This is a genomic window from Arthrobacter sp. B0427-1-12 (assembly GCF_059092905.1).
This window is the reverse complement of sequence record NZ_JBNHIC010000050.1, coordinates 1-23,039: the sequence shown is the minus strand read 5'-3', so window position 1 is coordinate 23,039 and position 23,039 is coordinate 1. Positions and strand designations below refer to the sequence as shown.

The window sequence follows — 23,039 nt, the reverse complement described above, 5'->3', positions numbered from 1 at the left end:
CAGGAAACGCCGGGAGGTGTCCACCCACCGGCGGATCAGTTAAGGGGCGCCGGGGATCGGATGGTTTTCGTGGACCAGCACACCGTCCATGTCCGTATTCCAGTGGCCCTTCATGGAAGGTAGACCGATGACCAAACCGACCGTAATCGGCGCGCGGATCGCCGCCCGGCGCATCCAGAACCAGATGAGCCTCGACGAGCTGGCTGCCGCAGTCAGCATGCCGGTAGACAGCGTGGCAGGAATTGAAGCCGGCGAACGCCCGGTGCGGCTGGATGAGGCCCTGATGATTTCACGGGCCCTGGATATGAGCCTCGGCACACTCATCGACGCGAACCCCGTCCGCGACCGGATCCGCCGCACTATCCGGGGTGCGGCCACTGGCCCGGAAGCGGACGCGGTCCGCGAACGCCTCATTTACCTGCTGGAGGTCGACGAGTTCCTGGCCTCCCATGGCATCCGCTAACCACAACAAGATCCAATGTCCCCGACCCGCATGAAAGGCAACCGATGACCGAACCGAACGCCCAGCTCCTGCCGACCGGCACCTATCTGCTGCTCGTCACCAAGGACTACGACAGCACTCCCGTGGAATTTGAAACTCTGGGCAGCGACAGTCAGATCCTCCCCTGGCTGCGCAGCATCCACTACCGGGCCTGTGGGAACGGCGGTGGTGACTACCGGGGCACCATGGAGTACGACAAGCTGGACGAATAGACCCGCGGGGCGCTGGACCAACTGGACCGTCTGTACGCCGAGGCCCTGGCCGCCGGCACCGACACTCCAACACTGGTCAGGGATTTCTGGCCCTTCCAGCCCGACGAGCTCAACGTCGAGCTGCTCACCATGGACACCGACACCGACCGCGAGGAGGAGCTGCGGGAACAGGGCGCCAAGGAGGTGTACACCGCCTTCGCCTTCGATTACTGACCGACCCACCGACGCGGGGCCGCCCTGGAATGCCGGGGCGGCCATTTTCATGTCCCGGTGCAGTCCGCAATCGCCGCACACAGGATCAACGACGCGAGGCGACACCCGCCGGCGGCCCGGCCGCATAGATAAACAGTGAAGACTTCCAGCATCGACATCCGCTGGCCGTTTTCATACCCCTTGTGAATGTTATGTAAACGTGGCATTTATTACGCACTCGGCATCGCCTAAACCATTGATTTGATGTATACTAAAAGCAGAAGCCGGGACCCACCGAAAGGATCGAAATGACCATCACCGCAGCCACCATCAACACGGAACGCTGGATGCCCATGGCCGAACTGGCCGCCCTGAAGGGCCTCGACGTCGACCAACTCCGCTCCCTGGTGGAGAGCGGCCGGTACGATCCCCTGCCGCGGGTTCTGCGGGATGGCAAGGTCTTCCGCCTCACCACCGCTGACGCCTTCTACTACGGCGTCAGCGACATGGCGACCGTGTACTTCGACCGGCAGGAGGCGACCGGCTACGAGGCCGCCCAAGCCCGGAAGAACGCCGTGGTAGCCGAGGAGGCCCGGTACACGACCCGCCGGAAATTCATCGGCATGATCGCCATGGATGACCGCGACACTCCCGACTTCTCCTACCCGGTGGACGCCGAGACCGGCGAACCGGCCTTCGACCGCTTCGAGGATTACCACTGGGAGGACTACCGGAGGCACGGCCGCATCTGACCTGCCACCAGGGGCGGCACCTCGACCGCCCCTGGCCGTGTCTCGCCCCCTGACCGCCCCGCCACCGAAGGACCGCAATGCTCCGCCCCGACGACCTCGCCGAAATCACCGGAACTGCCCCTCGGCCAGCGCACCCCATTTTCCAGGACGTCGTCCGGGCGGTCCGGGCAGCCGCTTGGTAGGCCGCCCACGCGGAACTGGGCGCCAAGCGGATCCTGGATCTGATCCACGACGGACACCACGCTGGCCACTACGGCGGCCGGGCCACAACTCCCCTGCAGACGACCCTTTGGCGGGACCTGGACGAGGCACCGGAGGGGGTGCGGGCACCGTATCGACCCGACTACGTGCCTGCCGTGGCGGAGGAGCTGATAATAGCCAGGGTCCAGGCCGCCGCCAAAGAGCACGGCTGGGAGCATCTGGGTCCCGATTCGCGGCTCCTCTTGGTGTATTGCCGCACCGGATACTCCGTTTTCATCCCCGCCGACGGCCTAAGCTGCATTCCGGGCATCCGGCTCCTAGCCAGAGAGGGTTGTCCTACCTCGCGGCCCGACAGAGTCGTCTCGGGGACGGACCTCGACCTGGCCTTCGTTGACAAGGATGGCGGGGAGTATCCCGACCGGGTGGGGCTGTTGTTCCCCACCGAGGTCTACGAGCAGCTGCACCGACCCTGGCTCTGACCCCGAGTTGCCTCACCCCCACCCAAGCACTGAAGGAGAACCATGACCACCCCGACCCCCCTCCGCCCGGCCGAAGAGACCGGCGCCCAGATCAGCGCCCGGCTCGCCGCACAGGCCGCCTCCCGTGCCCTGGCCGGACTCGTCCGTCTGGATGACATGCGCGCCATCGAACAGAGCCCCGGACTGCTGCAATACGGCTACGGCGCCTTCCGGCCCAGCCGCGAAGACACCTCCCGGTTCCGGCAGCTGATGCGCCAAGCCACCGGCCGCCCCGACGGCGGTGCCCAGTGATCGGCATGGAAGACCTGGCGCTCGAGCCGGCTCCCCTCGGTCGGGAATACCGCGCCGCCCCGGTGCCGGTGGGTCTGGACCGTTGAAACGATCCGAGAGCACACTGGGGGCATGGACAGCCGAGGCTACGTTCCGCTGCCATTGGAGCCGCCCACCCAACCAAAAGGTGGGATGAAGTCGTTCTTGGAGCAGTCGGGCTGGATCAAAGCCTTAGAAGTGGGAGTCGTCCTGATCCCAGTCCTCGGTGGACTAACTCTATTGGTCGTAGGTCTGGCCTACGACACCTTTTACGGGGCCTTCGGAGTCAGCCCGTCCGAGGTAGGGTTCGACGGCATCTCCGCCGTGAACCGCACCTATATCGTCCTCTTTTTAAACACGGCTATTTCTGCAGGTCTCGGATTCGGACTTCAGCCAGTCGCCTATTGGATGAGAAGGCTGATCCAGCGCAATCGCACCAAGCGCGGCGGCACCGCTAGTGTTCACATTCCGCCCATGACGATTATTGGCGGATACCTTCTTGTACTTGTTCCATGCTGGATTGGCTCAACTCTACTGATCGACGACTCAGCTTTCGATCCCTTCTACCCAGGAGTTGAGGTTCAGACGGATTCCAGATATGAGTGGCTAGGCTGGGCCAATCATTGGACTCCTGTGATCATCCTTTGCCTGTGGATTGCATGGGAAGCACTTGCGGCGGTCCTTAGAATTTCCCGCTCTACTCGGCAGTTTCTGGATGGCGCTGTAACTTTGGCCGCCTTCATTGCGTCTGTAGCGTTCATATTCGCCTCCGTATATGCAGTAGGGATTACGCGCGCCTCAGATATATCGTTGCGTGGCCCCGAAGATGAAAGCAGCTCGCCAGTTCCGTGGTTTTCAGTCCCTTCGTCGTGCGTTGCAGTTGCATGGTCCAACCCAGGTGCGACGCCGGCTTCCTTGCCAACTGAGCCGGTTGTCTATTTTGGAACGGGCAGTACCGGCCAGGTAGTCATGCTCGATAGAGCCAACAGCAGGATCGTTCGGGCACCAGCCAATCAGATTCTCTTGACACAGCTTCCGGCTTCGGAATGTGGGGACCGCACGGATCCCGAGTTATTTGAGGTCCCGCCCGAGTGGACCGTTGGAGCAGACCTCAGGTCTCCTCTGCGGTGAACCGACGGGTAGTCAGGCCCAGAAAGGGGCGGTCCGCAGGTGATCCAAACAGGGTGGTCTGCCCCGGTCCATGCGGTGGTCCAGGCCGTAGTCCGCGGGGTGGTCCATCGTTTCAGTGGATGTGTGTCGGTGGCTGGTCCAGGCGGCCTTGCGATCGAAGCAACCCCACTCGAAGCGCTTGGTCAGCTCCGCCACCGGCAACCGGTCGATCACTTCTATGTCATGGCAGCTGCTCGATACGGTGGCGGTCTGGGAACTGGCCGGTTCCCTGGCTGCAGCACTGCCGCCGCTTTGCCCGGGCCCAGCTGGAGGGCAGGACCCTGGATGCGTTCATTGCCGTGCAGCACGCCCAGGTCGAGCGCTTCGCCGCCCTGGCCGTCCGGCTCTGGGAGGGCGGGGACCGCACCGCGGCGGTGCGCAGCAGCCACGCGGCGGATCTGGCCGCCTTCACCGCCCACCATGCGGCCGAATCCCGCAGCACCAGAGACCGGCAGCTGGCGGTGCTGCAGATCGGACTGCTGCTGGCCGACCATGCCCTGGCCGGACTGCCGGAACTGCGGGAACACGACCGGGCGCTGGAGGCGATCCGCAACGCCTACAACTGGGCCACCGTCACCCCGACCGGCATCCAGTGGCAGGACCTGCCGCACCGCGCCTGACCGGGACACCCGGGGTGACGGTGGACCGATTCCGCAGCCGCAGACCCAACCGACTACGAGGTTTCAACTCAGGAACTTCTCAATCATTTAATCCGAACAGTGGGTGGCCAGTCGTCTGGCTTCACGTTCTTCGGACGCCTTTCGGGATGTTCATCCCAATCAAAGCGGGGAGCGGGAGCCCACTGATTAGGCTGAACAAAAGAAACAGTGCCGGATTCGAATCTGGCCTTACTAAAATCCGTGATCTCACTGCTGAAGGTCGCCCCCTCGAAGCTGCTGTTCTCTCCGCCGAAGGTGGTGTTGGCAAACCATGTGCGTCTGCTGGCGAATATCGCCTCATTGAAGAATGTCTGCTTGCTATTGAAAAAGGATCCACCGAACAGCGTGTCCTCATTTGTGAAGTTTGTCTCGCTTAAGACTGTGCCATTTCCGCCGAATACCGTCTTGGCGAATAAGGTGGCTCTGCCTGTAAACGATGCACGGTTGAACGTGGTACCAAGGCTGTTGAACCGAGAATCCCGGAAGGAAACTAGATCGCCGGCAAAAGTGGATCCAGAAAAACTCGTAATCTCTCCTGTGAATCCTGCTCTGTCAAAGTACGTGTTTCTGCCCGAAAAGACACAGTTTGCAAAATTCGCCCCCTCGAACTGAACCCCCGTGAAGTCAAACTCGCATGCCGACCATGTGATTTCGGCATTTATCTGCAGGTGTGAGGCGATTACCCGGACGATGGCCTGGCGGACCTCCCTGTCGTTCTGCCTGAAGAGGTAGCGCCGCTCTTCTTCAGTACCGTCCGGTTTGGCCGGCATTTTGAGCACCAGCTCCCGCTGATGGCTTGCTCCCAGTTCGGGCGAGTAGGGCAGGCGAAGGTACCCGCAGAGGACATCGACGCACTGCTGGCGCAGCTGGCCGCGGGCACGGTCCGCCACACCGGCCATGGCATAGACCCCGGCCATCCTGATCGCGGGGTCGGCATCCCCCAGCTGCTTCGCGGCAGCCCCGAAACCCTCGACGAATTGGCTCTGTTCGTGGATGCGCTGCTTGCGGTAGTTCACGACGAGGGCAACGACACCGCCGATGCCGGCTGCGATGGCCAGCGACAGCTTGGCAACTTCTGCGGGAGGCGTGGTTTCGGTGCCGACCTCCAGCACCAGGAGGTCCAGCACCCATCCTGCCAGGAGGGCGATTGCCACGGCTGCAACGAGGGCAGTAGCGGTGGCGAAAAAGAGGTTGAGGTGCCGGATGAGCAACCGCAGCCTGGACAGCACGGTCCCTCTCCGGTCCTTGGACCCGGCGCCGGACCGGGTTTGTTCTTTGCTGCGGTGAAACCAGGGCCGCATGCGGACATTGTGGCACTCCGCCCGGTGAGCGTCACTATCACCGCCATGGGCCCGCCTACTCCGGCGGCCCATGGTGTTCTCCGTCCCTCCTAGCGGCGGCCGGCCAGCTTCTGCCGGTCGTAGCTGCCGGGGGTGATCTCGGCGCGGCGGGCGACCGCCTCGTTGACCAGCCCGTCGGCGACCAGATTGACCAGGGACACCTCAAACGGAATGGAGCCGGAGTCCTTGATCGCCAACTGGGCGGCGATGCCTTCGAGCTTTTTGGAGCGGATCATGTTGGCGAAAAAGCACGGTCTGCCGGTTCACGGGCGCCCGGCAGCCTTCATGGCTGCCTGGATGTCCTCTTCGCTGTGACCGCGTCCGAAGTCGAGCTCCCTGACCGCCTCGCGGAGCTCCCGGACGACGTCGGCGTAGGAGAGGACCGAAATGGTTTCCAGCAGGGCGTCGTAGTCGTCGGCTCCGAGGAGGACGGCGACGCATTCGCCGTTGCGGGTGATCTCGAACCGCTCATGGGTGGATTTGGCTCGCTCCACGATGCGTGAGAGGTTCACGCGGGCAGCCGTCACGGAAATCGTGGTGATAGACAGAATTCTGGCGCCATTCTGTCCGGAACGGGAGATTCATCGAGCACCCGGATCGCCCCGGCGCCCTTGTTTCTCGTCCTTCACCCGGGGATACGGTGTGCGCATGGACAATCAGCCGAACCGCCGGCCCTCGGTCGTGCTTTACGAGCACCGGCAGGCCGTTTTAGAGTTGGCGGCCCGGATGCACATCACCGCTGTGCGCGTCTTCGGCTCATGCGTACACGGCACCGACACCCCGAACAGCGACATCGACCTGCTGGTGACCCCGAGATGGGGACGCGACGGTCTTCGACCTGGCCGGCTTTGAGACGAAGCTTCGTGATCTCCTCGGAGTCCGGGTTGACGTCATCGCCAATTACGGCGACAGCGACATCATGCGCCGGATCCGCAGTGAAGCCGTACCGCTCTGCCCGGCATCGGATCTGGGCCGCCTTCAGGAGGTTACAACGTCCCCGAAGTCAGACAGGCCCGGCTCCCTGGTCCCCAGCAGCCACCGCCACAGCTGGGAGTCGGTCGACAGCTGGATGAGCTGGACCCACGGCCAGTTTCCGGCATGGTTCGGCGCCGTGTGCAGGCGGTCCTGCCAGTCTTCGGCGTACTCCCGCAGCGCCGAGAGAAGCTGCTCCTTTACCTCGTGAGGGGTTCCTTCTGCGGCCAGATTGAGCACGGGCACGACGGCAGTTTCAGTGTCCTGCTCCCGGTCCCACTGCACATTGGCCGGCAGGTGCTCGGCCAGAAAGCGCCGCAGTCTTCTGGCGTCAACGACAGCGACGGCAGTATCGCCCTGGCGCAGCTGGACGGCTCCGCCGCGGGCCACCGTTTCGACGGCCGCCGCAGGGATTGTGAAGTCGGGTTCCATGGAGCCAGTCAACCATCCGGCACCCACCTCGAGGGCGGCCGCCTGAAGTTTCTCGTCCTCGCTTCCCTGCTGCCGATGCTGAACCGGCAGGACCCCGGGACATCCGCTAATGCTCCCTCATGGAAGTATTAGCCGCATGAATGCTTTCGGAGCCCTGACCACCGCGGAAGCCGGAACCCGGCTGGGCATCACCCAGGTTTCAGTCCGCCAGCTGGTGCGGTCCGGTCAGCTCACCACCGTGGGCACCGTGGGTAAATCCCTGCTCATTGATCCGGCGTCCGTGGAGCGGTTGGCTGCCGCCGGCACGCGGCGCGGGCGGGCCTGGTCGGAGCCTGTCGCCTGGGCGGCACTGTGTCGGCTGTCCGGGCAGCCGTGGAACTGGATCAGCAGTGAGCGGCGCTCAGCCCTCCGGAAGCAGCTGCCAGATCTGGATGCCAACACCGTCTATGTCCTGGCCAGAAACCGCGCAACGGTCCGCCGCTACCGTGCCTCGGACGGCGCCGTCTCCCGGCTCAGAGAACACCTGGTCCTGACCGGCACGGCCGCCCTGACCGACGAGCAGACAGCGGACCGGTTCGAGCTGGCGCAGGGCACACGGACTGCCGATGGCTACGTGTATGCCGGGGAGGCCGAGGCCCTGGCCCGCTCCCTGGGCCTGGCTCCGGATCCGGCCGGCAATGTCACGCTCCGGGAGACCGGCGCCACCGAGGCCTTTCAGGACGGGGTTACTCCCCTCGCTGCCGTCGCGGTGGACCTGATGGACTCGCTGGCGACCAGGGAACGGTCAGCGGGCGCACGGGTGCTCGAGGAGCTGCTGCGTGTCTCGGCCGGGTAGCTCAAACCCGGTACCGGCGCCATCGGGTTCCGCCAGAGCCCTCTGACGGTGCAGCCCCTCGCGTCGGCGTCTCGCAGTTTCTCGTCCTTGTCTAACGCCGGCTTGAGATTACTGAGGCCGATGCAGGTCCCTACGACCACCATTCCAAGCCCGGGTGATGGACGAATTCGGGATCCAAGGTTCCGGTCCCCTCAAGATCCATGGCCTCCCGTGCTTCTCGGATCGAGTACGCGAACCCCACCCCCTCCTCGCGCTGGACCCATCCGAGCCTGTCTGCGTACTTGCCGACGATGACGTTCTCCGGTGAATCCGGCATCCCTTCTTCAATCCGCTCTCCAGAAGTGTCAAGCATGACGGCGACATATACGTACGGCCCTTGCCCCTCCTCCAGGACATGCCAGAGAAACAATGAGGAGTCAGGTAAAACTTTCAGGAACTCGTCGGACATGGCCCGCATGATTGGGGCATGCTCGGGGCTGGGGCTGGGCATGTTTGTCTCCTTAGTGCAGGGCTTTGCTCTACGGATCGCGAGTCTAACGACCCTGCGCCCCCGTAGAAAGGGACGCTGTGTAGCACGGCAACAATGCCGCCCAAAACGTCCAATGCAATCTACTCGTCCCTGCCCACATCCATGAAGACGGGCCCAACAGGCATTTCGTCACAGCGTCCGGGCAGGGCGCCAGGCGTCCAATTTCCAACTTGAGCAGTTGGACCCAGAAGTCAGCATGGTGTCCCCTAAACGCGTTGAAAGGGCAGTGACCGATGGCCGCCTATGGGCAGAAGAAGAAGCAGCGCCCCATCTGGGTGCCCGTGGACCCGGTCGAGGTGGCACACCGACGGGTGACCTTCACCGGCACCACGTGACGGGACCTGGTTGACCGGATCCTGGTGCGGCGTAGCACGAAGGTCGCCGGGCCGGGCGGCAAGCAGATCGGCAGGATGGAAGCCGGCAAGTTGAACGCCGGACGCATCACCGTCCAGATATTGAACTGGACAGGTGTGATCTTCCCCGGCGGCCGGGTCCTGCTCGGCTTCAAGCATCACGGCCGGTGGGCTGTGATCACCCTGGTCTCTGCAGGTTCGGCACCGCAGGGCGTGCTCGGCGAACTCGGCGACATGAGTATCAGTGTCCCTGCCCAAGGCAACGGCATCATCGAGGCTCCGAAAGCGACTGAGGTGAACTCCACCATCGCCGTCTCGCCTCCCGAGACACCATCGCCCCGTCCCGGATTCATTCCTGGACGTGGCTTCCTTGTGCCGGTGGAGCTTCCACGTCCCTAGCCGATTGAACCAGGTCTGCCTCAGGCGCTCTTGGCGGGGCACGCCGGCTGTGGATCGCATGCTCAGCTACCATGACCATTTCGACTGACCGGCTACGGCCGCAACCGATAATCTCGGCCTCGGGGTCGAAGCAGGCCTTTCTGCATCCGAACAGTGGGAAGCCGGTTGTGGTGACGCCGAAATATTCAGAGGCTCTCACACATGGGACATCAAGGAGGTGTAACGCCGCCGTAACGCACCGGGTGGATGATCTAAGCGCTAGCTCATATGTCCCACGCCTCATTTGGAGGGGCCATGCACGACAAACATAGCCGGGGCGAAATGCCGCCGATCAGTCAGGAAACCGAGGAGGCCGCCGCTGCTTCTTGGAAGCGCGCGTTTGAAGAGGAGGCCGCAAGATTGGTCCCGCCGCCGGAGGAAGTCCAGGCGGCAGCGGCCATGGCACGGGCACTGGGCCTGAATTTCAAAGAGAAACCTCCGGAAGTGAAAGAGGCATTTGACGCGTTTCGTGACCGGAGGATGCGCGAGGCGCCGCCCCCGCCCGAGGGCGCGATTGAAAGAAAAAACGGAGACCAGGGGTAGGAGCCGGTATGCCTTGGGTGCCAATTGACCATTGGGAAGGCCCTTACTGGATCCTGGGCGGTGTCGCAAGGACAAGGGGAATCCGTACCGACAATGCCGGGTGGACTTATGCGAACCTTGCATGCTCAGGGCCCACGGGAATTGCGTACACGGTAGCAGGAGGGCGGGCAGACCTGGGGTTTGCTCCGCGTGGCTCTGGCTATATCCGGGTCGTAGCCCCCTACCGATGGACTGATACATGGTGTGCGCTTGGTGGGAACGGGGGAACTGCCTATTACTGGGCGGATATGGGCATTGATCTCGAAGAGATTGCAGCGGACGGCACCATAAAGACTCTGTTTGGTCCCAGGACGAATATCATCGAGGAGACCGCGCGCCTCTGGGAAAGCAAAATCGTAGATGTTCCGGCAAAGCATCAACCCGGTCAGGCCACTTATGCCTCTTGGGTTCCCATTACCGAAGGCCTGCGGTACCGCCTCTGGCATCGGGGTCACCAAAGGCTGCAGTGTATAAATCCCGACCTCAACCCCTCCGTGCCCCCCTCCGAGTCATACTCGACTTTCGGGTTCTACATGGAGCCGCGAGTCTTTTTCGAGTGGCTCTACATGGAGTAACGGCTCAGGCAGCCAGCAGTCCGTTCAGGTTTTCGAGCCGTGCAGCGAGGTCGGGCGGCAGGGTGCCCTTGGCGGCCCGGATCTTCTGGTTCCGCAGGTACGCATACCAGCGTTTACTGTCCCGGTATTTGGGCAGCCGGCCGTTCAGGCGGACAAACTCCTCCAGGTCGGACATGGCCCTTCGTTGGTCGAGGTCTGCAAGGGTCGGAGCTGCGAGGATTCTCCGGACCCGGGCGGCCGTGACGTCGTCGAGCAGCCCTTCATTGAGCTCGGCAGTACGTCGCTGCAACCAGGAAACGAGGCGGTGGCTATCCAAGGTGGACGGGCGGCGGCCGTGGCCCTTGACGACGTCCTCCGCTTCACTGACTGTCCAGGTAAGTATCGGACATTGGGACGAGGGGTGAACCGGGTTCTGCCAAGGCTATTCTTCACGAGGGAAAGGGATCAGCATGACTCGTGATGAATTGAAGCAGCTCGTAGTGGCGGCCCAATCGATGGGGTTTGGCTCGTTGCGTCTGGCAGACAGCCACAACGGAGCGGTCCGGTTCGACGGAACGCCGGCGCTGCTGCAGGCCTTCGGCGAGCACTCATTCCGGGCCTTCGAACGCCGCGGCTCTGATCTCATCGGCCGCCCCGTCATGCACGTGCCGGGCATGGATGCACGGCCGGTGTACACCCAGCGGACGGCGTATGAGTTCATCGAGGATACCGGCGCCCAGGCAACTGGCCACCGGATGATGTGTGCCGCGGCGGTGTCCCTTTAGCTACGCCGCTTGGACCGTCGCCGGCGCTGTCAGGATCCAGACTGTCGCCTGCTCCGCATCCTCGACGCTGTAGCCGCGGGCCAGCATGCGTTTCACCAGCTCCCGCCAGCAGGCGCGGGTCTGGTCGTCGTCCAAGCTCCGTTCTTGCAGTGCGGTCCGGGCACCTCGCAGCCAGGCGCCACGGGCGGCCTCCGGTGCGGTCGGAGCCGGAATCTTTCTTCTCGTCCCGAGGATCTGGTCCAGGGCCTCACCGGCGCTCTGCCGCACTTCACGGTAGGCGGCCAGGGATTCCTTGCGGGCAGCGACGCGGGCCTGATGATCCTCCAGTGCTTCACGGGCGGCAGCACCGGCACCGGTCTGCTGAGCCCAGAACTTCAGCGCAGGCTGCAACTCCGTGGTGTCCCCATCCGCCAGCCGGTTCAGGTCAATGCCAGCCGCTGCCAGGGCCTTCCGGGTCTTCCGATCGGAGCGGGCACTGGCGCCGAGGTGGACCGGATCAATGCCGGCCGCATGAGCCAGCGCGGTCAGCCAGGCGCGATGGGTCAGCGGGTCGCTCCCGTAGGTCCAGGCCGAGTGGGTCACGAGCCTGATCAGCTCAGCCACCGGGACCGGCTCATTCCGGTCCAACACCTGAGCCAGTGAGCCGATGGACCCGTATTGAGCCGCGGCCGCATCCTGCTGAGCCTGACCCTTGAGCCGCCCTGCGATCTTGTACCGCTGAGCCGATCCTTTGCGGTGACCCAGCTTCGTGAGCCACCCCAGCTCAATGAGGTCACGCAGAGCCGCGGCAGCCGCCTGCCGGGTGATCCCCAGGCGCAGACCGAGCCACTCCTGACTGATCATGACCGTTTCCCGACCCTCCTCGCGGATCGAGCGCAGCGTCTCCAATCCGATTACGGCCAGGGCGGCACGTGCCCGGATCTGCCGGGTCGGCGTCACCGTCGAATCCTCCGGCACCGGGGAGAGGAGCCGGCCAACAAACCGGCGGGCAATAGCAACCGCAGGATCGGTCTGAGGCTTTTCGCCGGCGCCCGCCGCGGAAGAGGAAGAGAGAGACACGGAACGGGCCGACGAGACGAGAGTGCGGAAAGCTGACGGATTGGAGAGCAGCGAGTCGAGACCGGGACGGGAAGCGGTGTGCTTAGACAGAAAGGAGCGCAGTTCGCCTTCCGTACCGCCCAGCGAGAAGCAGCGCGTCGCGGTCGCGAGCAGAAAGCGCTGTGCGGAGGTCGATCCGGCCGGGTAGCGGGAGGCCGTGGAGGCCAGTTCCTTGAAGAGGTCGGCGGCCGGAGATTGCAACGTGGACATGACATTTAGCTTACATCACTATTCGTATAAGCGAAGCTTTATACGAAATGAGTGTGGTGTACGGCGAATGCTCATTGGACGCTGGTGCAAAGCGCAGCGGTCGATGGAGCCGGATTCGGAGAGGCAACGCAGCGGATAACGGTCCGACAGGCGTATCGGGGTGCGGAACGCACAGACCGAAGCGGATGGCTTTCCGGTCGGCGGTCAGGGTCCGGTGCCTTCCCGTTGGTCAGGGCCCCGGCCCTGGAACGATACGCAGTCCTTCGTTCTCCTGGACGATCAGCAGAACGGCAATCCGGTACGGGGTCGACGAGCGGGGCGATCCGGAACCGGGATGGCTGTACAGCACGGTCTTCGTTTCGGTAGCTGACCGGGACGCAGGCTGCTCGACTGACGATATGACTACCTTCTTGTTTAACTGCCTGGTCCCCGTTTCGCCTGGCTGATCGCATACCTTCATGCCTTCCTTCTTGCTTGCCTGCTTGCTTTCATTCATTCACCGTTGTCCCTCCGGTTCATTACCTCCCCTCCTGTCCGGCTCACCGGCGCCGGCTTGGCCCTGGTTCATGTCTCTGCTGCCGGCTTGGCCCCTCCCGGCCCATGGACCCGCTGGCCGGTTCATCTCACCCCGGTTCACGGCGTCCGCCCTCCCCTGGCTCAACCGGCTCACGGTCTGCCGACAGCCCCGGCTCATGGACCGGGCGAACCACTTAGGCTGGACCACCGGCGGACCGGTTCATGGACCACCCGTACGAACCACATGGACCGCCTCCTGGACCAGGGCCGCGGACCGGGCGGACCGCCAGGAACGCAGACTGTTGAGCCGGCCGCCGGACGGTTCGGATGTTCTGGACGCCGACCGTCTGATCCGTCGCCGGCACATTCGTGGACCGCCTGGCATCCGAGGCTGAGCCGGTTCCATGGACCGGGGCAAATGCTGGACAGCATCCACTGCCGACCTCAGGTATGGGGACACCGTGGCGGCGCATGCGTGCCAGGTACACACTGGGTATATGACCGACAGCGAACCCCGCATCCACACCGTTTCTCCACAGATGCGGCGGTCGATCCGGGCATCAGAACGTGCCCTGCGACGGATTGCGGCCGAGTTCGGACTGCTTACCGCGGACCAGGTCGGTGAGCTGCTCGGACTGGAGCCGGAGGCCGTTGCGGCCATGGGGGACGAGAAAATCCTCCGCTTCTGGGTGGGCGGATCCCTGCTGTACCCCGGTTTCCAGTTCGACCGGACCGCCCGCAGCATTCATCCGATCGTCAGGCCGCTGATTGCCCTGGCCAAGGAGAACGGGTGGCCGCCACGGGATGTGACCTACTGGATGACTTCACCGTCGAGCTATTTCGCTGACTGCCTCCGGCCCGTCGACCATTTAGGGGACCCCAACGACAGAGTGCTGAAGGCGGCCAAGGATCACTTCGAGATGCTGTGGTGACGGACGCCGGATTCCCGCCGGATACAGCTACCGTCAGACCATGAGCATCACCGAACCAGTGCCCTTGGCATGCCTTACGGGTCACCGACCGCAGCCGATGACGGTGGCCGAAATCTACGACCCGGGTGAGGATGACCCGGCACTGCTCCATGCCGTCTGGGAGTGCGGAATCTGCGGGGCACGCATCCGCCACGAGGGCCCGCTCGGATATGAACCGGAGTCTTGGGCTACGAATTCAACGGTTCGTCGGCCGGACTGAGCACACCGGGTGGCTGCAAAATCAGAGCAGAACAGCCTCGGCCCGAATCCGTCGCATGGCATCGCTGTCCCCGTAGTCAGTTATGACGTCGACCCGAATTCCCAGGAGCTCCTGAACCTCCGAATGGAAACCGGCTAGGTCGAACACCGTGGCTTCCTCATCAGGTGTCACCAGCAGGTCGACGTCGCTGTCGGGTGTGTCCGTGCCGTAGACGCATGAGCCGAAGACCCGGACATCCTTCATATGTAGTCTGACAGCCAGGCTTAGGACCGCCTGCCGGTTGCGGAACAGCACCACCGAGGGGCGCTTCCGGGCGGCGTCAGACTCCATATCTTCACCGTACTGAAAGTCCCGAGCCGGAGATCCGCCCAGTGCATCCGTTTTCCCGGCTCCTGGAGCCTCTGGGAGGAAAAACGGGCTCCCGCCCCTCCAGGGAATTCCAGGCCCGCAGAGAGGCACGCAGGGCGTGTGACGGAGCATGTCTTCACCTGTCAGCACGCGGACCTTCCGTTGCCCCTCAGGCCTGCTACCGATAGTCTGGTTGCACTGGTTGACGCATGGAGGATCACTGATGGCAACAGCACGCCAGCGGCACCGAGAGAAGATCAACGCCGCCAAGAAGATTCGCGTGGGGGTCATTCGCAAGCTCGACCAGTCCGGCAGCCTGAAGATCCACCGCAAAGGGACACCATCACAGCCCACTCCGGGGCAGGTTCTGATCGGATTCCTCCGCAAGAATCTCCAGGCGGCCGATGCGGACCTGCAGAACCTGAGCGAAGCGCAGCTCCAGTCCCTCGCGGCCGACATGGCCCGCATCATCCCTCACAAGGCCGAAGCCGAGGACCGGATGCTCGCCGCGGCCGGACCGTTCTACGACACGCCCGCCCTCACCCGTTGGCTGGGCATCAGCCGGCAGGCCCTGGACAAACGCGCCCAGAAGCGGCAGCTACTCGGCCTGCCCTCCGAAGACGGACCCCGCTTCTACCCCACCGCCCAGTTCCTGGAGAACCGGGAGACAGTGCCCGGACTCAGACCCGTGCTCGACACCCTGGCCCGTTCGTCACAGGATCCATGGACCTGGGCGCTCTGGCTGGCTGGCAGCTCCGAGGGCAAGGGCAGCGCCACCGGCTGGCAACTGCTCCGCCAGGGGGACGTGAATACGGTCCTTGAGGCTGCACGCCGCTCTGCGGCACGGTGGGCGGAATGAGCCGCCAGGACCCTCAACTGCGTCCACCCGACCCGGCCCGCCTGGCCAACGGCTTCCCCACCCGCAAGATCGCCCGCGCCGACATCTTCTACCGCTCCATCCGGGCAGGCAACGGCCCCTGGTATTTCGACTCGTCCCCACTCGGCCGATTCAACCTGTCCAAGCCCGAGGGCACCTGCTACCTGGCCACCGACACCGAGACTGCCATCTGGGAGCGGCTCGGCGTCGAGCTGGCCTCCGTCGGCGTCGCCCCGTACCCACTCGTGGCGGAGATGGAGATCGCGACCCTGGCACTGCCCGCCAGCGTGACGGCCGCCGAGTCCGGACACAAGGACGCCAAGAACTACGGCTGCATCCGTGAGGTGGCCACCACCCCCGATTATGAGCTGACGCAGCAGTGGGCCCAAGCATTCCGTGCCTTGCCCTCAGACGGAGTGACCTACGGATCCCGGTTCACTTCCGATGCCTCCACAAACGCGCTGGCACTGTTCGGGGATGCCGGTGACGCGAAATGGCCGGTGAAAGACACCATCGACGGCGTGACCGCCATGCGGGATGCCGGCCTGGGCTCCATGATCGGCCGGCGCACGCCACCCCGTGCCGCCTCCTACCGCAAACACACTGTCCAGCCGCCCGGATAGCCGACAGGCTGTAGTTCTGCGGCAAAGCGGGCTTCGCCACAGAAGTCGGCGCGGCCTGGGTCAATGGCCGGAAAATCCTGCTGTAGTTGCGGATCAGGCCCCTGTAACCGGAGCGGTTACACCTCAGTTACAGGAAAATCCGCGCCATCACTGGGAAGCAGACATCTTGTAACCGTGTAACCGGTGTAACCGGCCCGAGGGCAGGCGCCTAATGAGTTTTCACTTTTCATCCGATGGAGCCTTCGAAAAAGCGAAAGCCTCCGACATGTACTTATTTGGTGGTTACAAAAGTTACAAGCTACAAACCCCTTACTTCCCAGTGCTGGCACGGATTTTTCTGTAACTCGCTTGTAACCGTTCCGGTTACACCCCCCGGCCCTCAGGCAGCGCCGCGACAATAGGCCGCGATGGCCTCCCATATGGCGGCGCCCGGCTACACCGGGCTGCTGAACCAGCGCCCGCCCTCTGGATGCAACCGGTTCGACACTGACTGGTGTTGCATATCTGTTTCAGAGTGATAAGCTGGATATAATGCCACGGCAACGTTACAATAAACGCCACAGACAAGGGTCACACAACATGGGCAAGCACTCCGCCGTCAAATCCAGCCTCGACTTCATTGCCGGCCCGGCAGGCTATCTTGCCGCAGCCGCAGTCCTCATTGTCGTCGTCCTGGTCGCCCTGTTCGGCTTCATCCTCCCCGGCATGGACGCCGCCGAAGCCCGCCAGGACGCCCAAGACCAGGCGATCGTGCAAATGTACGAGGATCCCTACGGGACCCCAGCCGGAAAGTAGCCGACCCAAAACGAAACAGCCCCCGCTCGGATCGCCGGAGCGGGGGCTGCCTGCTGTCGCCCCTACACCTTGGCAGCTTCCCGCCTGGCCAGGAACCACTGAATAGTGCTACGCCTCCACAGCCAGTAAGGGTCGGCCTTCATGTCGAGCTTCGGAAAATCAGGGGCACTCACTCCGCGTTTGGCGCGGAGCCGCCAACTACGAATCGTGGCCGCGGCAACACCCAGGAGTTCGGCCACCTGGGAGGTGGTTAGGTAGGGGTCGTCCGGTTCCTCAGTCATTCCTCCACTGTGCCGAATTGCAACACATCCGTGTCTTAAGTTTTCGACTTCCCCCGTCCCGGGAGTTGGTCGAGCGCCGCCTTGAATTCCTCGATGTCCTCGACGTCCCAGACGAAGGCTCCACCCAGCAGCCGTTCACGCGGCTCCGGCAGCAGGGCCGGAATCCCCCTTTTGCCGTCAGCCTTGCGCCGCTGCCAGGTCCGCAGCGTGGCGCGGTCCACGCCGAGATACGCCGCGACCTGGTCCGAATCAACAAAGCCCCGCCCCTTCGGACTGAGCGGTTCGAGCACAAATCTTTCGTCTTCCATTCAGAAAACGTAGCGCCGATCCGCCGCGCTGGCTCCGCCGGACCCAAAGTGAAACGAATATGTGACGTTTTTCATGGGCAGGGGCCCATCACTGCTTAAGGCCTACTGCTTGAGCCAGTTAGGGTTGCCGGCCTTGCGCTCGTGCCGGTCCAGGTCCTCCTTGAGCCGGACGACATCGGGCACCGTCCAGACCAACTCCTTGCCGAACAGGAAGGGCTCCCCTGTCTCCGGGTCGAGGACCGGATCCGGGAAGAACGCATGGATGGCATCCGATTCGGGACGGCCGCGCTCGATCCACTGCCGCCGGCGCATGCGCCAAGTGCGGATCATGTCGGGCTTCACGCCGATGAACCCGGCAAGATCGACTGAGCTGACATAGCCGCCGAGGTTGCGGGGTTCTTTGTCGGATGCCATGCCGCCCAGTCTCCCAGAAAGTACCAAGGGTTGCAACGAAAGCGTTGCATTCTATAGAATGATACGCAAGCGTAACATTTGTTCTTCCCATCGAGCATCGGATCACCACCCCATGCGCACACCTCCAGCACGACACCCGAACAAGGCGCCCCGCCGAGTCGGCCAGAACATCCGGTTCATTTTCGAGTCGCTGATCGCAATCCTGTTCATCGTCGCCTTCGCAGGGACAGTTCTCAGTTTCACCGGTATCCGCCAGCTGGGCATCGACTCCGGGTTCCACGAGAACCTGGCCTGGCTGCTGCCCGTTTCCATCGACGGCATGATGCTGGCCGGCACCTTGCAGGTCCTGCACGCAACCATCGTTCAGGACCGCAAGACATTCGGATGGCTGCTGACGATCGCCGGCGTGGCTCTGTCCGTGACCGCCAACGCCATGATCGCCACAACAGTTCTATCCGCCGTCGTCCACGCACTGCCGCCGATCACTGTCGCCCTGTCCCTGGAGGCCTGGCTGAGTGTGCTCCGCTCCCGGATCCGCGCCGAGCGCGCCCAGGAGACGAACGAACGGGCAGCCCTGGAGGCCCAGGTACGCGAGGCCCGCGAGGCCGCCGAGCAGTCCCGTGCCGCCGTGCGGCTGGCCGAGCAGACCGCCGAGACTGAAACGGCCGCCCGTGCCGCAGCCGAAGAGCGTCTGGCAGAGGCAGTGGCCACCCACCAGGAGGCCACGGAACTGCTGGAGCTGGAAAACGAGTCCCGGCTGCAGGCCGACCGGGCCCGCGACGCCGCCCTGGAGCAACTGCGCAGGGCCGAAGCGAAGGCGGTGACGGTACCTTCCGCCGTCGCATCTGCGGCCCGCTCCGTCACCGTCACGGCCCCGGTCCCCGCCGCTCAGCCCGCCGCCGAGGACACCGACAAGGATCAGCGCGCCGCAAAGGTCGGAGAGCTGAAGGAGCAGGGCCTGTCCAACCCCGAGATCGCTGACCGGCTGAACATCTCGGTCGCCACCGTCAAACGCGCCTGGGCCGAGTACCGCGTCACTCAGCCCGCCGCCTAGCCACCCGCATCACCGAAAAAGGACCTGCCATGTACGCACGCACCGCACCAACCCTGTCCCACCGGCTCTCCCGCCTCGCCGGAGCCGTCATCATCTCCGTCATCCTGGTCCACCTCACCGGGGTCGCCCCGCTGGCCGCAGTGGTGGCCGAGATGGTCATCCGGATTTTGGCGGGTCTTACCGACGGGCTCTTCGCGGCGGCCGAGGTTATACGGGACATAGGAACCATGGCGGACTAGTCTTACCGCCATGGATGAGAACGGCCTGTCCGAGCAGGAGTTCGCCGAAATCAGGGCGCTGGCCGCCGGCGACGCCCAGAAGGTCGCTTGGACCATGACACTCGAGGGTCATGATTTGCCGGATGACGTGATCCGGGAATTGGAAGAACGCGCTCTCGCCAACCGTATCCGGCAACGGACCAGCGGACCCGCCGAATAACCACAGCAGGCACTCCGGTTCGGACTGACATCAGTCTGAACCGGGTCAACGACGGGCGCATGAGCCGGATGCTGTCACCTAGGCGCGGCGGGCGGCCCGTAGGTCCAGACCAAATGGGTCACGAGACGGACCAGCGCAGCGACCGGGGCGGCTGAATCAGGTCCGGAACTTGGGCCCGTGAGCCGATGGTTCGGGGTACAGCGTCACATGACAATCGAGCAGAAATCCGCACAGCCCCCGCCGACCTCGCCATACCAGGGCAGATCCATAGGGACCTTCGCAGCCCACTGCCGAAAAGGGGGCACCGGACCTACGCTGGATGGGTGTACTGCCGTCTCCGAAACACCGAAACGCGATGCCGAAAGTACTCGGAATGTATTCGCTTGGCCTCCGGAAACGCCCGGCTGACCTTCGCCTCAGCGAGAGTAACCCCTAGTCAGAAAGGGAATCGTGGTGGAGCTAAGGGGATTCGAACCCCTGACCTTCTCATTGCGAACGAGACGCGCTACCAACTGCGCCATAGCCCCTTGGGAAAACCCGTTCCCCTAGGTTAGCGCCTACCACACCCTTCTAGCCAATCGGCGAAGGTAACAGTTCCCCTGTTTCCCTCCGGCCGGTGTTGCCGGTTCCGCCTGCCACCAGGACCGAAGTCATGACATGAACCCAACGCCGGACATGGAAAAGGGTCCGCACCCTGCGGTGCGGACCCCGTTATGCGCCCTGTTCCGGTGCCGGCGGCTAGGCGCGGCGGCGCTTCAGGACGGCATCGAGATTGATACGGCCGGTCGTCGGCTGGGTATCCCGGATGGCAGGCAGGTCCGGGTGCGCCTTCGGCGCTGCCTCCGCCTGCTTGATCGAGGTCCGCGCCGTCGGCTTCGGATCCTCAGGCAGGGCCAGCGGTTGGGGAGAAGGGCGCTCCGCCTTGGCGGCCTCGACGTACCAGGGCTTCGGCAGTTCCTTGGGTTCCCAGGTGGACGGCTGGACGGGAACCGGCGCGTCGCCGGCCTTCGCGGCGACCTCCAGGGCCGCGCTGCGGAGTTCGCCGGCGGTCAGCGGCTTGGCGGCCTGCCGGCCCTGTTCGGCTTCGAACGGCTTGGAATCGCGGACCGGGGCGGGCCGCTCAATGGGACCCGCCGAGGTGCGCTCCGTAGGGCGCTCCGCTTGAGGCACTGCAGACTGAACGGCTAGCTGCCGGGGCTGCTGTTCTTCCCGGGGCTGTCCGTCCAGCGGCCGGTCGCGAAAGGAAGGATTCATCGCCTCCTGGAAGGCTGCCTCGACCCGCTCCTGGGCACGCTTCCTGCGGTTCCGGATGGCCAGCACGCGCAGCGACGCGACGGCGGCAACCGCCACCAGCAGGAACCACAGCGGCACCGTACCCGCCACAGCTCCGAACAAGGCCAGCAGGACCGTCACAACGGTTCCGGCCAGGGCCGCCGCCGCGGTCAGCGCCAAGGCGGTGCGTCCATAGTAGACCCGGAAAGCCGGCTGGGCCGGGCGGACCGGCTGCGCGGACCGGACAACCTGCGCAGGACGGCCAGAATTGGCGGAAGTCGGCCGGCTGCTCCCCGGGGTCCGCACGGGACCCGCGGTGCCACCGCCCGGCGTCGGGCTTTCCATGAGCTGCGTCCCGGAACGCTTGTCTTCAACCGGCGACGGCACAGCCGCGGCAGCTACGGACGGGCCGGGAAGCACAACAGCTTCGGCCAGCGCCATGGCGTTCCGCCGCCGCAGAACATAGGGGCCGACCCACACGAGCCACAACCCGACGATGGCCGCAAAAATGAGGGAGGTATCCAGGGAAAGGTCCACGACTTCCAAACTATGAGAAATTGCATGCCTTCCGCGGCATTGGTCCCGGCGTGTCACAAGGAAGTTCCAAGGTGCTGGTAGTAAAGCGCTTTATCGCGTTGTCGACTGGTCGCCTTCCTGCAGCCAGCGGGCCAGCAGACCTTCCGGCGGCAGCTCCTCTGACGTGAGGGCGAAGCTTCGGTGATCCGCCCATTGACCGGCGATATGCAGGTAGCGCGGCCGGAGCCCTTCATCCCGGAAGCCGAGTTTTTCCACCACCCGAAGGCTCGGCCTGTTTTCCGGCCGGATATTGATCTCCATCCGGTGCAGACCCATCGTGCGCAGGCAGTAGTCGGTGGCCAGGGCGACCGCAGTCGGGGCGATCCCGCGTCCGGCGCGCTGCTGATCCACCCAGTAGCCCAAGGTCGCCATCATGGCGGAGCCCCAGAGGATGCTGGAAACCGTCAACTGTCCAGCCAGCGCGGGCTTGTCGGACACACCCGGCTGCAGTTCGGTGATGACAAATGGCAGCGCCGTCCCGGCGCGCGCCTGCTGGTTCAGGGAGCGCACCATTTCACCGAAGGTGGGCAGGTAGCCGCCAGGCTGAGGGTTCGACGCCTCCCAGGGCGCAAGCCACTGGGCATTACGACGGCGTACCTCACCCCATTCGCGCCGGTCCCGGAGACGGATGGGCCTCAGGAAGAGGTCACCGCATTCGAGGGTTACCGGCCAGAAGGCCGATCCAAACATGGTCCGGGCGGGCTAGCCGCGCAGGCCGTCGGTGAATTCCTTCAGCCACATGCGCAGATCCGGCCCCAGGTCCTCACGCTCCGCGGCCAAGGTCACCACCGCCTTGAGGTAGCTGAGCTTGTCGCCGGTGTCGTAGCGCCGCCCGCGGAAAACGACGCCGTACACGCCGCCACCCGCACCGTCCCTGGCGGCCAGTGTCTGCAGCGCGTCGGTCAACTGGATCTCCCCGCCGCGTCCGGGGCCGGTCTGCTCCAGGACGTCGAACACCGCCGGGTGCAGGACATAGCGCCCGATGATCGCCAGGTTCGACGGTGCTTCGTCAGCGGCGGGCTTTTCCACGAGCTTGTTGATCCGGACGTAGTTCTCGCCGTCCACGGGGGCGATGTCTGCGCACCCATACGCGCTGATCTGGGATGGGTCCACTTCCAGGAGGGCAACGACCGAGCCCCCTGTCTTCGCCTGGACCTCCATCATCGTCGTCAGCAGTTCATCCCGCTCGTCAATCAGGTCGTCGCCCAGCAGGACCGCGAAGGGTTCGTCCCCGACATGGAGCTTGCCGCGCAGCACTGCATGGCCGAGCCCCTTTGGATCCCCCTGCCGCAGATAGTGGATGTCCGCGATGTCGGAGGTTTCGCGGACCGCTGCCAGACGCTCGACATCGCCTTTGTCCTCGAGCGTCTTTTCCATGGAAGGTACCCGGTCGAAGTGGTCCTCCAGGGAACGCTTGTTCCGGCCGGTGATGACCAGCAGGTCCGTCATTCCGGCCTTGACGGCCTCCTCCACGACGTACTGGATGGCGGGCTTATCCACCACCGGCAGCATCTCCTTCGGCATTGCCTTGGTGGCCGGAAGGAAACGTGTGCCCAGTCCGGCTGCGGGGATGACTGCCTTGCGCACAACTGATCCAGATGTCATTTCTCCAGCGTACAGAACCCCTCCCCCAATAACTATGCGGCGCGTTGACTCATAGAAAACCTCCGCGTAGCGGTATACGTTGCCTCATTTGAAATCCTCCGCCTGGCGGCGTGGTGGACCGGTGTTGGCGGCCGATG

33 protein-coding genes and 1 tRNA gene are annotated in these 23,039 nt (G+C 64.1%); 19 read left to right on the top strand and 15 right to left on the bottom strand.

Annotation, left to right across the window (positions count from 1 at the left end):
* Positions 1-127: 127 nt before the first annotated feature.
* The 7 genes from AC5RWU_RS19970 to AC5RWU_RS19940 all read left to right on the top strand — a co-directional run bounded on the left by AC5RWU_RS19970 (position 128) and on the right by AC5RWU_RS19940 (position 4,437).
* Complete coding sequence (locus tag AC5RWU_RS19970; RefSeq protein ID WP_494031665.1) at positions 128-463, top strand: helix-turn-helix domain-containing protein; 336 nt, start codon at positions 128-130, stop codon at positions 461-463.
* 44 nt (positions 464-507) lie between these two features.
* A complete protein-coding gene (locus tag AC5RWU_RS19965; protein WP_494031666.1) occupies positions 508-714 on the top strand; it encodes a hypothetical protein in 207 nt (68 codons plus the stop codon).
* A 500-nt stretch (positions 715-1,214) separates the two neighbouring features.
* Positions 1,215-1,658, top strand: a complete 444-nt coding sequence (locus tag AC5RWU_RS19960; RefSeq protein ID WP_494031667.1) for a hypothetical protein — start codon at positions 1,215-1,217, stop codon at positions 1,656-1,658.
* Positions 1,659-2,014: 356 nt separating this feature from the next.
* Positions 2,015-2,338, top strand: a complete 324-nt coding sequence (locus tag AC5RWU_RS19955) for a hypothetical protein (RefSeq protein WP_494031668.1) — start codon at positions 2,015-2,017, stop codon at positions 2,336-2,338.
* 42 nt (positions 2,339-2,380) lie between these two features.
* Positions 2,381-2,629, top strand: a complete 249-nt coding sequence (locus tag AC5RWU_RS19950; protein WP_494031669.1) for a hypothetical protein — start codon at positions 2,381-2,383, stop codon at positions 2,627-2,629.
* 171 nt (positions 2,630-2,800) lie between these two features.
* Entirely contained in the window at positions 2,801-3,778 is a 978-nt protein-coding gene (locus AC5RWU_RS19945; protein ID WP_494037167.1) for a hypothetical protein, read from the top strand.
* Between the two features lie 338 nt (positions 3,779-4,116).
* A complete protein-coding gene (locus AC5RWU_RS19940; protein WP_494031671.1) occupies positions 4,117-4,437 on the top strand; it encodes a hypothetical protein in 321 nt (106 codons plus the stop codon).
* A gap of 83 nt (positions 4,438-4,520) precedes the next feature.
* Here AC5RWU_RS19940 and AC5RWU_RS19935 read toward each other — a convergent pair whose 3' ends face one another.
* The 3 genes from AC5RWU_RS19935 to AC5RWU_RS19925 all read right to left on the bottom strand — a co-directional run bounded on the left by AC5RWU_RS19935 (position 4,521) and on the right by AC5RWU_RS19925 (position 6,343).
* A complete protein-coding gene (locus AC5RWU_RS19935; protein ID WP_494037166.1) occupies positions 4,521-5,705 on the bottom strand; it encodes a pentapeptide repeat-containing protein in 1,185 nt (394 codons plus the stop codon).
* 161 nt (positions 5,706-5,866) lie between these two features.
* Positions 5,867-6,052: a hypothetical protein gene (locus AC5RWU_RS19930; protein ID WP_494031673.1), complete on the bottom strand. Its 186-nt coding sequence runs from the start codon at positions 6,050-6,052 to the stop codon at positions 5,867-5,869.
* Positions 6,053-6,079: 27 nt separating this feature from the next.
* The gene (locus AC5RWU_RS19925) at positions 6,080-6,343 is read right to left on the bottom strand and encodes a type II toxin-antitoxin system Phd/YefM family antitoxin (RefSeq protein WP_494031674.1); all 264 of its coding nucleotides are present in this window, start codon (positions 6,341-6,343) and stop codon (positions 6,080-6,082) included.
* 121 nt (positions 6,344-6,464) lie between these two features.
* On the opposite strand from AC5RWU_RS19925, the gene AC5RWU_RS19920 reads away from it, so the two are divergent.
* Positions 6,465-6,668 carry a nucleotidyltransferase family protein gene (locus AC5RWU_RS19920; RefSeq protein WP_494031675.1) on the top strand — a complete coding sequence of 68 codons (204 nt, stop codon included), beginning with the start codon at positions 6,465-6,467 and terminating at the stop codon, positions 6,666-6,668.
* A gap of 126 nt (positions 6,669-6,794) precedes the next feature.
* Here the strand turns inward: AC5RWU_RS19920 and AC5RWU_RS19915 are convergent, their stop codons facing one another.
* Positions 6,795-7,220 (bottom strand): hypothetical protein, encoded by a 426-nt coding sequence (locus AC5RWU_RS19915; RefSeq protein ID WP_494031676.1) that lies wholly within the window; start codon positions 7,218-7,220, stop codon positions 6,795-6,797.
* A gap of 136 nt (positions 7,221-7,356) precedes the next feature.
* On the opposite strand from AC5RWU_RS19915, the gene AC5RWU_RS19910 reads away from it, so the two are divergent.
* Positions 7,357-8,055: a helix-turn-helix domain-containing protein gene (locus AC5RWU_RS19910; protein ID WP_494031677.1), complete on the top strand. Its 699-nt coding sequence runs from the start codon at positions 7,357-7,359 to the stop codon at positions 8,053-8,055.
* Positions 8,056-8,185: 130 nt separating this feature from the next.
* On the opposite strand, the gene AC5RWU_RS19905 is transcribed toward AC5RWU_RS19910, so the two are convergent.
* Positions 8,186-8,545 (bottom strand): hypothetical protein, encoded by a 360-nt coding sequence (locus tag AC5RWU_RS19905; protein WP_494037165.1) that lies wholly within the window; start codon positions 8,543-8,545, stop codon positions 8,186-8,188.
* Between the two features lie 398 nt (positions 8,546-8,943).
* On the opposite strand from AC5RWU_RS19905, the gene AC5RWU_RS19900 reads away from it, so the two are divergent.
* Both AC5RWU_RS19900 and AC5RWU_RS19895 read left to right on the top strand, forming a co-directional pair.
* Positions 8,944-9,336 (top strand): hypothetical protein, encoded by a 393-nt coding sequence (locus AC5RWU_RS19900; RefSeq protein ID WP_494031679.1) that lies wholly within the window; start codon positions 8,944-8,946, stop codon positions 9,334-9,336.
* A 294-nt stretch (positions 9,337-9,630) separates the two neighbouring features.
* The gene (locus AC5RWU_RS19895; RefSeq protein ID WP_494031680.1) at positions 9,631-9,918 is read left to right on the top strand and encodes a hypothetical protein; all 288 of its coding nucleotides are present in this window, start codon (positions 9,631-9,633) and stop codon (positions 9,916-9,918) included.
* Between the two features lie 618 nt (positions 9,919-10,536).
* Here AC5RWU_RS19895 and AC5RWU_RS19890 read toward each other — a convergent pair.
* Positions 10,537-10,821 carry a hypothetical protein gene (locus AC5RWU_RS19890; protein ID WP_494031681.1) on the bottom strand — a complete coding sequence of 95 codons (285 nt, stop codon included), beginning with the start codon at positions 10,819-10,821 and terminating at the stop codon, positions 10,537-10,539.
* A 160-nt stretch (positions 10,822-10,981) separates the two neighbouring features.
* Here AC5RWU_RS19890 and AC5RWU_RS19885 point away from each other — a divergent pair, with 160 nt between their 5' ends.
* Positions 10,982-11,296: a hypothetical protein gene (locus AC5RWU_RS19885; RefSeq protein WP_494031682.1), complete on the top strand. Its 315-nt coding sequence runs from the start codon at positions 10,982-10,984 to the stop codon at positions 11,294-11,296.
* Here the strand turns inward: AC5RWU_RS19885 and AC5RWU_RS19880 are convergent, their stop codons facing one another.
* Entirely contained in the window at positions 11,297-12,604 is a 1,308-nt protein-coding gene (locus AC5RWU_RS19880; protein ID WP_494031683.1) for a hypothetical protein, read from the bottom strand. It lies immediately after the preceding gene.
* Positions 12,605-13,617: 1,013 nt separating this feature from the next.
* Here AC5RWU_RS19880 and AC5RWU_RS19875 point away from each other — a divergent pair.
* On the top strand, positions 13,618-14,052 hold the full coding sequence (locus tag AC5RWU_RS19875; RefSeq protein WP_494031684.1) for a hypothetical protein: 435 nt from the start codon (positions 13,618-13,620) through the stop codon (positions 14,050-14,052).
* 280 nt (positions 14,053-14,332) lie between these two features.
* Here AC5RWU_RS19875 and AC5RWU_RS19870 read toward each other — a convergent pair whose 3' ends face one another.
* On the bottom strand, positions 14,333-14,641 hold the full coding sequence (locus tag AC5RWU_RS19870; RefSeq protein WP_494031685.1) for a nucleotidyltransferase family protein: 309 nt from the start codon (positions 14,639-14,641) through the stop codon (positions 14,333-14,335).
* Positions 14,642-14,882: 241 nt separating this feature from the next.
* On the opposite strand from AC5RWU_RS19870, the gene AC5RWU_RS19865 reads away from it, so the two are divergent.
* The 3 genes from AC5RWU_RS19865 (at position 14,883) to AC5RWU_RS19855 (ending at position 16,954) form a co-directional block, all read left to right on the top strand.
* The gene (locus tag AC5RWU_RS19865; protein ID WP_494031686.1) at positions 14,883-15,518 is read left to right on the top strand and encodes a hypothetical protein; all 636 of its coding nucleotides are present in this window, start codon (positions 14,883-14,885) and stop codon (positions 15,516-15,518) included.
* Positions 15,515-16,159: an RES family NAD+ phosphorylase gene (locus AC5RWU_RS19860; RefSeq protein ID WP_494031687.1), complete on the top strand. Its 645-nt coding sequence runs from the start codon at positions 15,515-15,517 to the stop codon at positions 16,157-16,159. Before AC5RWU_RS19865 ends, AC5RWU_RS19860 begins: the two co-directional genes overlap by 4 nt.
* 579 nt (positions 16,160-16,738) lie before the next feature.
* Entirely contained in the window at positions 16,739-16,954 is a 216-nt protein-coding gene (locus tag AC5RWU_RS19855) for a hypothetical protein (RefSeq protein ID WP_494031688.1), read from the top strand.
* Positions 16,955-17,016: 62 nt separating this feature from the next.
* Here AC5RWU_RS19855 and AC5RWU_RS19850 read toward each other — a convergent pair whose 3' ends face one another.
* From AC5RWU_RS19850 to AC5RWU_RS19840, 3 genes are all read right to left on the bottom strand, one after another.
* The gene (locus tag AC5RWU_RS19850; RefSeq protein ID WP_494031689.1) at positions 17,017-17,235 is read right to left on the bottom strand and encodes a helix-turn-helix transcriptional regulator; all 219 of its coding nucleotides are present in this window, start codon (positions 17,233-17,235) and stop codon (positions 17,017-17,019) included.
* A gap of 35 nt (positions 17,236-17,270) precedes the next feature.
* A complete protein-coding gene (locus AC5RWU_RS19845; protein WP_494031690.1) occupies positions 17,271-17,543 on the bottom strand; it encodes a hypothetical protein in 273 nt (90 codons plus the stop codon).
* A gap of 102 nt (positions 17,544-17,645) precedes the next feature.
* Positions 17,646-17,957, bottom strand: a complete 312-nt coding sequence (locus tag AC5RWU_RS19840) for a hypothetical protein (RefSeq protein WP_494031691.1) — start codon at positions 17,955-17,957, stop codon at positions 17,646-17,648.
* 112 nt (positions 17,958-18,069) lie between these two features.
* Here AC5RWU_RS19840 and AC5RWU_RS19835 point away from each other — a divergent pair, with 112 nt between their 5' ends.
* Genes AC5RWU_RS19835 through AC5RWU_RS19825 form a run of 3 tightly spaced genes read left to right on the top strand, consistent with a single transcriptional unit; the run spans position 18,070 to position 19,449 of the window.
* Positions 18,070-19,011, top strand: coding sequence for a DUF2637 domain-containing protein (locus AC5RWU_RS19835; protein ID WP_494031692.1), 942 nt, complete (start codon positions 18,070-18,072; stop codon positions 19,009-19,011).
* Positions 19,012-19,040: 29 nt separating this feature from the next.
* Complete coding sequence (locus tag AC5RWU_RS19830) at positions 19,041-19,250, top strand: hypothetical protein (RefSeq protein ID WP_494031693.1); 210 nt, start codon at positions 19,041-19,043, stop codon at positions 19,248-19,250.
* A 10-nt stretch (positions 19,251-19,260) separates the two neighbouring features.
* Positions 19,261-19,449, top strand: a complete 189-nt coding sequence (locus tag AC5RWU_RS19825) for a hypothetical protein (protein ID WP_494031694.1) — start codon at positions 19,261-19,263, stop codon at positions 19,447-19,449.
* Positions 19,450-19,900: 451 nt separating this feature from the next.
* Here the strand turns inward: AC5RWU_RS19825 and AC5RWU_RS19820 are convergent.
* The 4 genes from AC5RWU_RS19820 to galU form a co-directional block, all read right to left on the bottom strand.
* Positions 19,901-19,976: transfer RNA gene (locus AC5RWU_RS19820), tRNA-Ala, on the bottom strand.
* 211 nt (positions 19,977-20,187) lie between these two features.
* The gene (locus AC5RWU_RS19815; RefSeq protein ID WP_494031695.1) at positions 20,188-21,258 is read right to left on the bottom strand and encodes a hypothetical protein; all 1,071 of its coding nucleotides are present in this window, start codon (positions 21,256-21,258) and stop codon (positions 20,188-20,190) included.
* Between the two features lie 90 nt (positions 21,259-21,348).
* Positions 21,349-21,987, bottom strand: a complete 639-nt coding sequence (locus AC5RWU_RS19810; protein WP_494031696.1) for a GNAT family N-acetyltransferase — start codon at positions 21,985-21,987, stop codon at positions 21,349-21,351.
* Between the two features lie 12 nt (positions 21,988-21,999).
* Positions 22,000-22,902, bottom strand: coding sequence for a UTP--glucose-1-phosphate uridylyltransferase GalU (gene galU, locus AC5RWU_RS19805; RefSeq protein ID WP_494031697.1), 903 nt, complete (start codon positions 22,900-22,902; stop codon positions 22,000-22,002).
* Between the last annotated feature and the right edge of the window lie 137 nt (positions 22,903-23,039).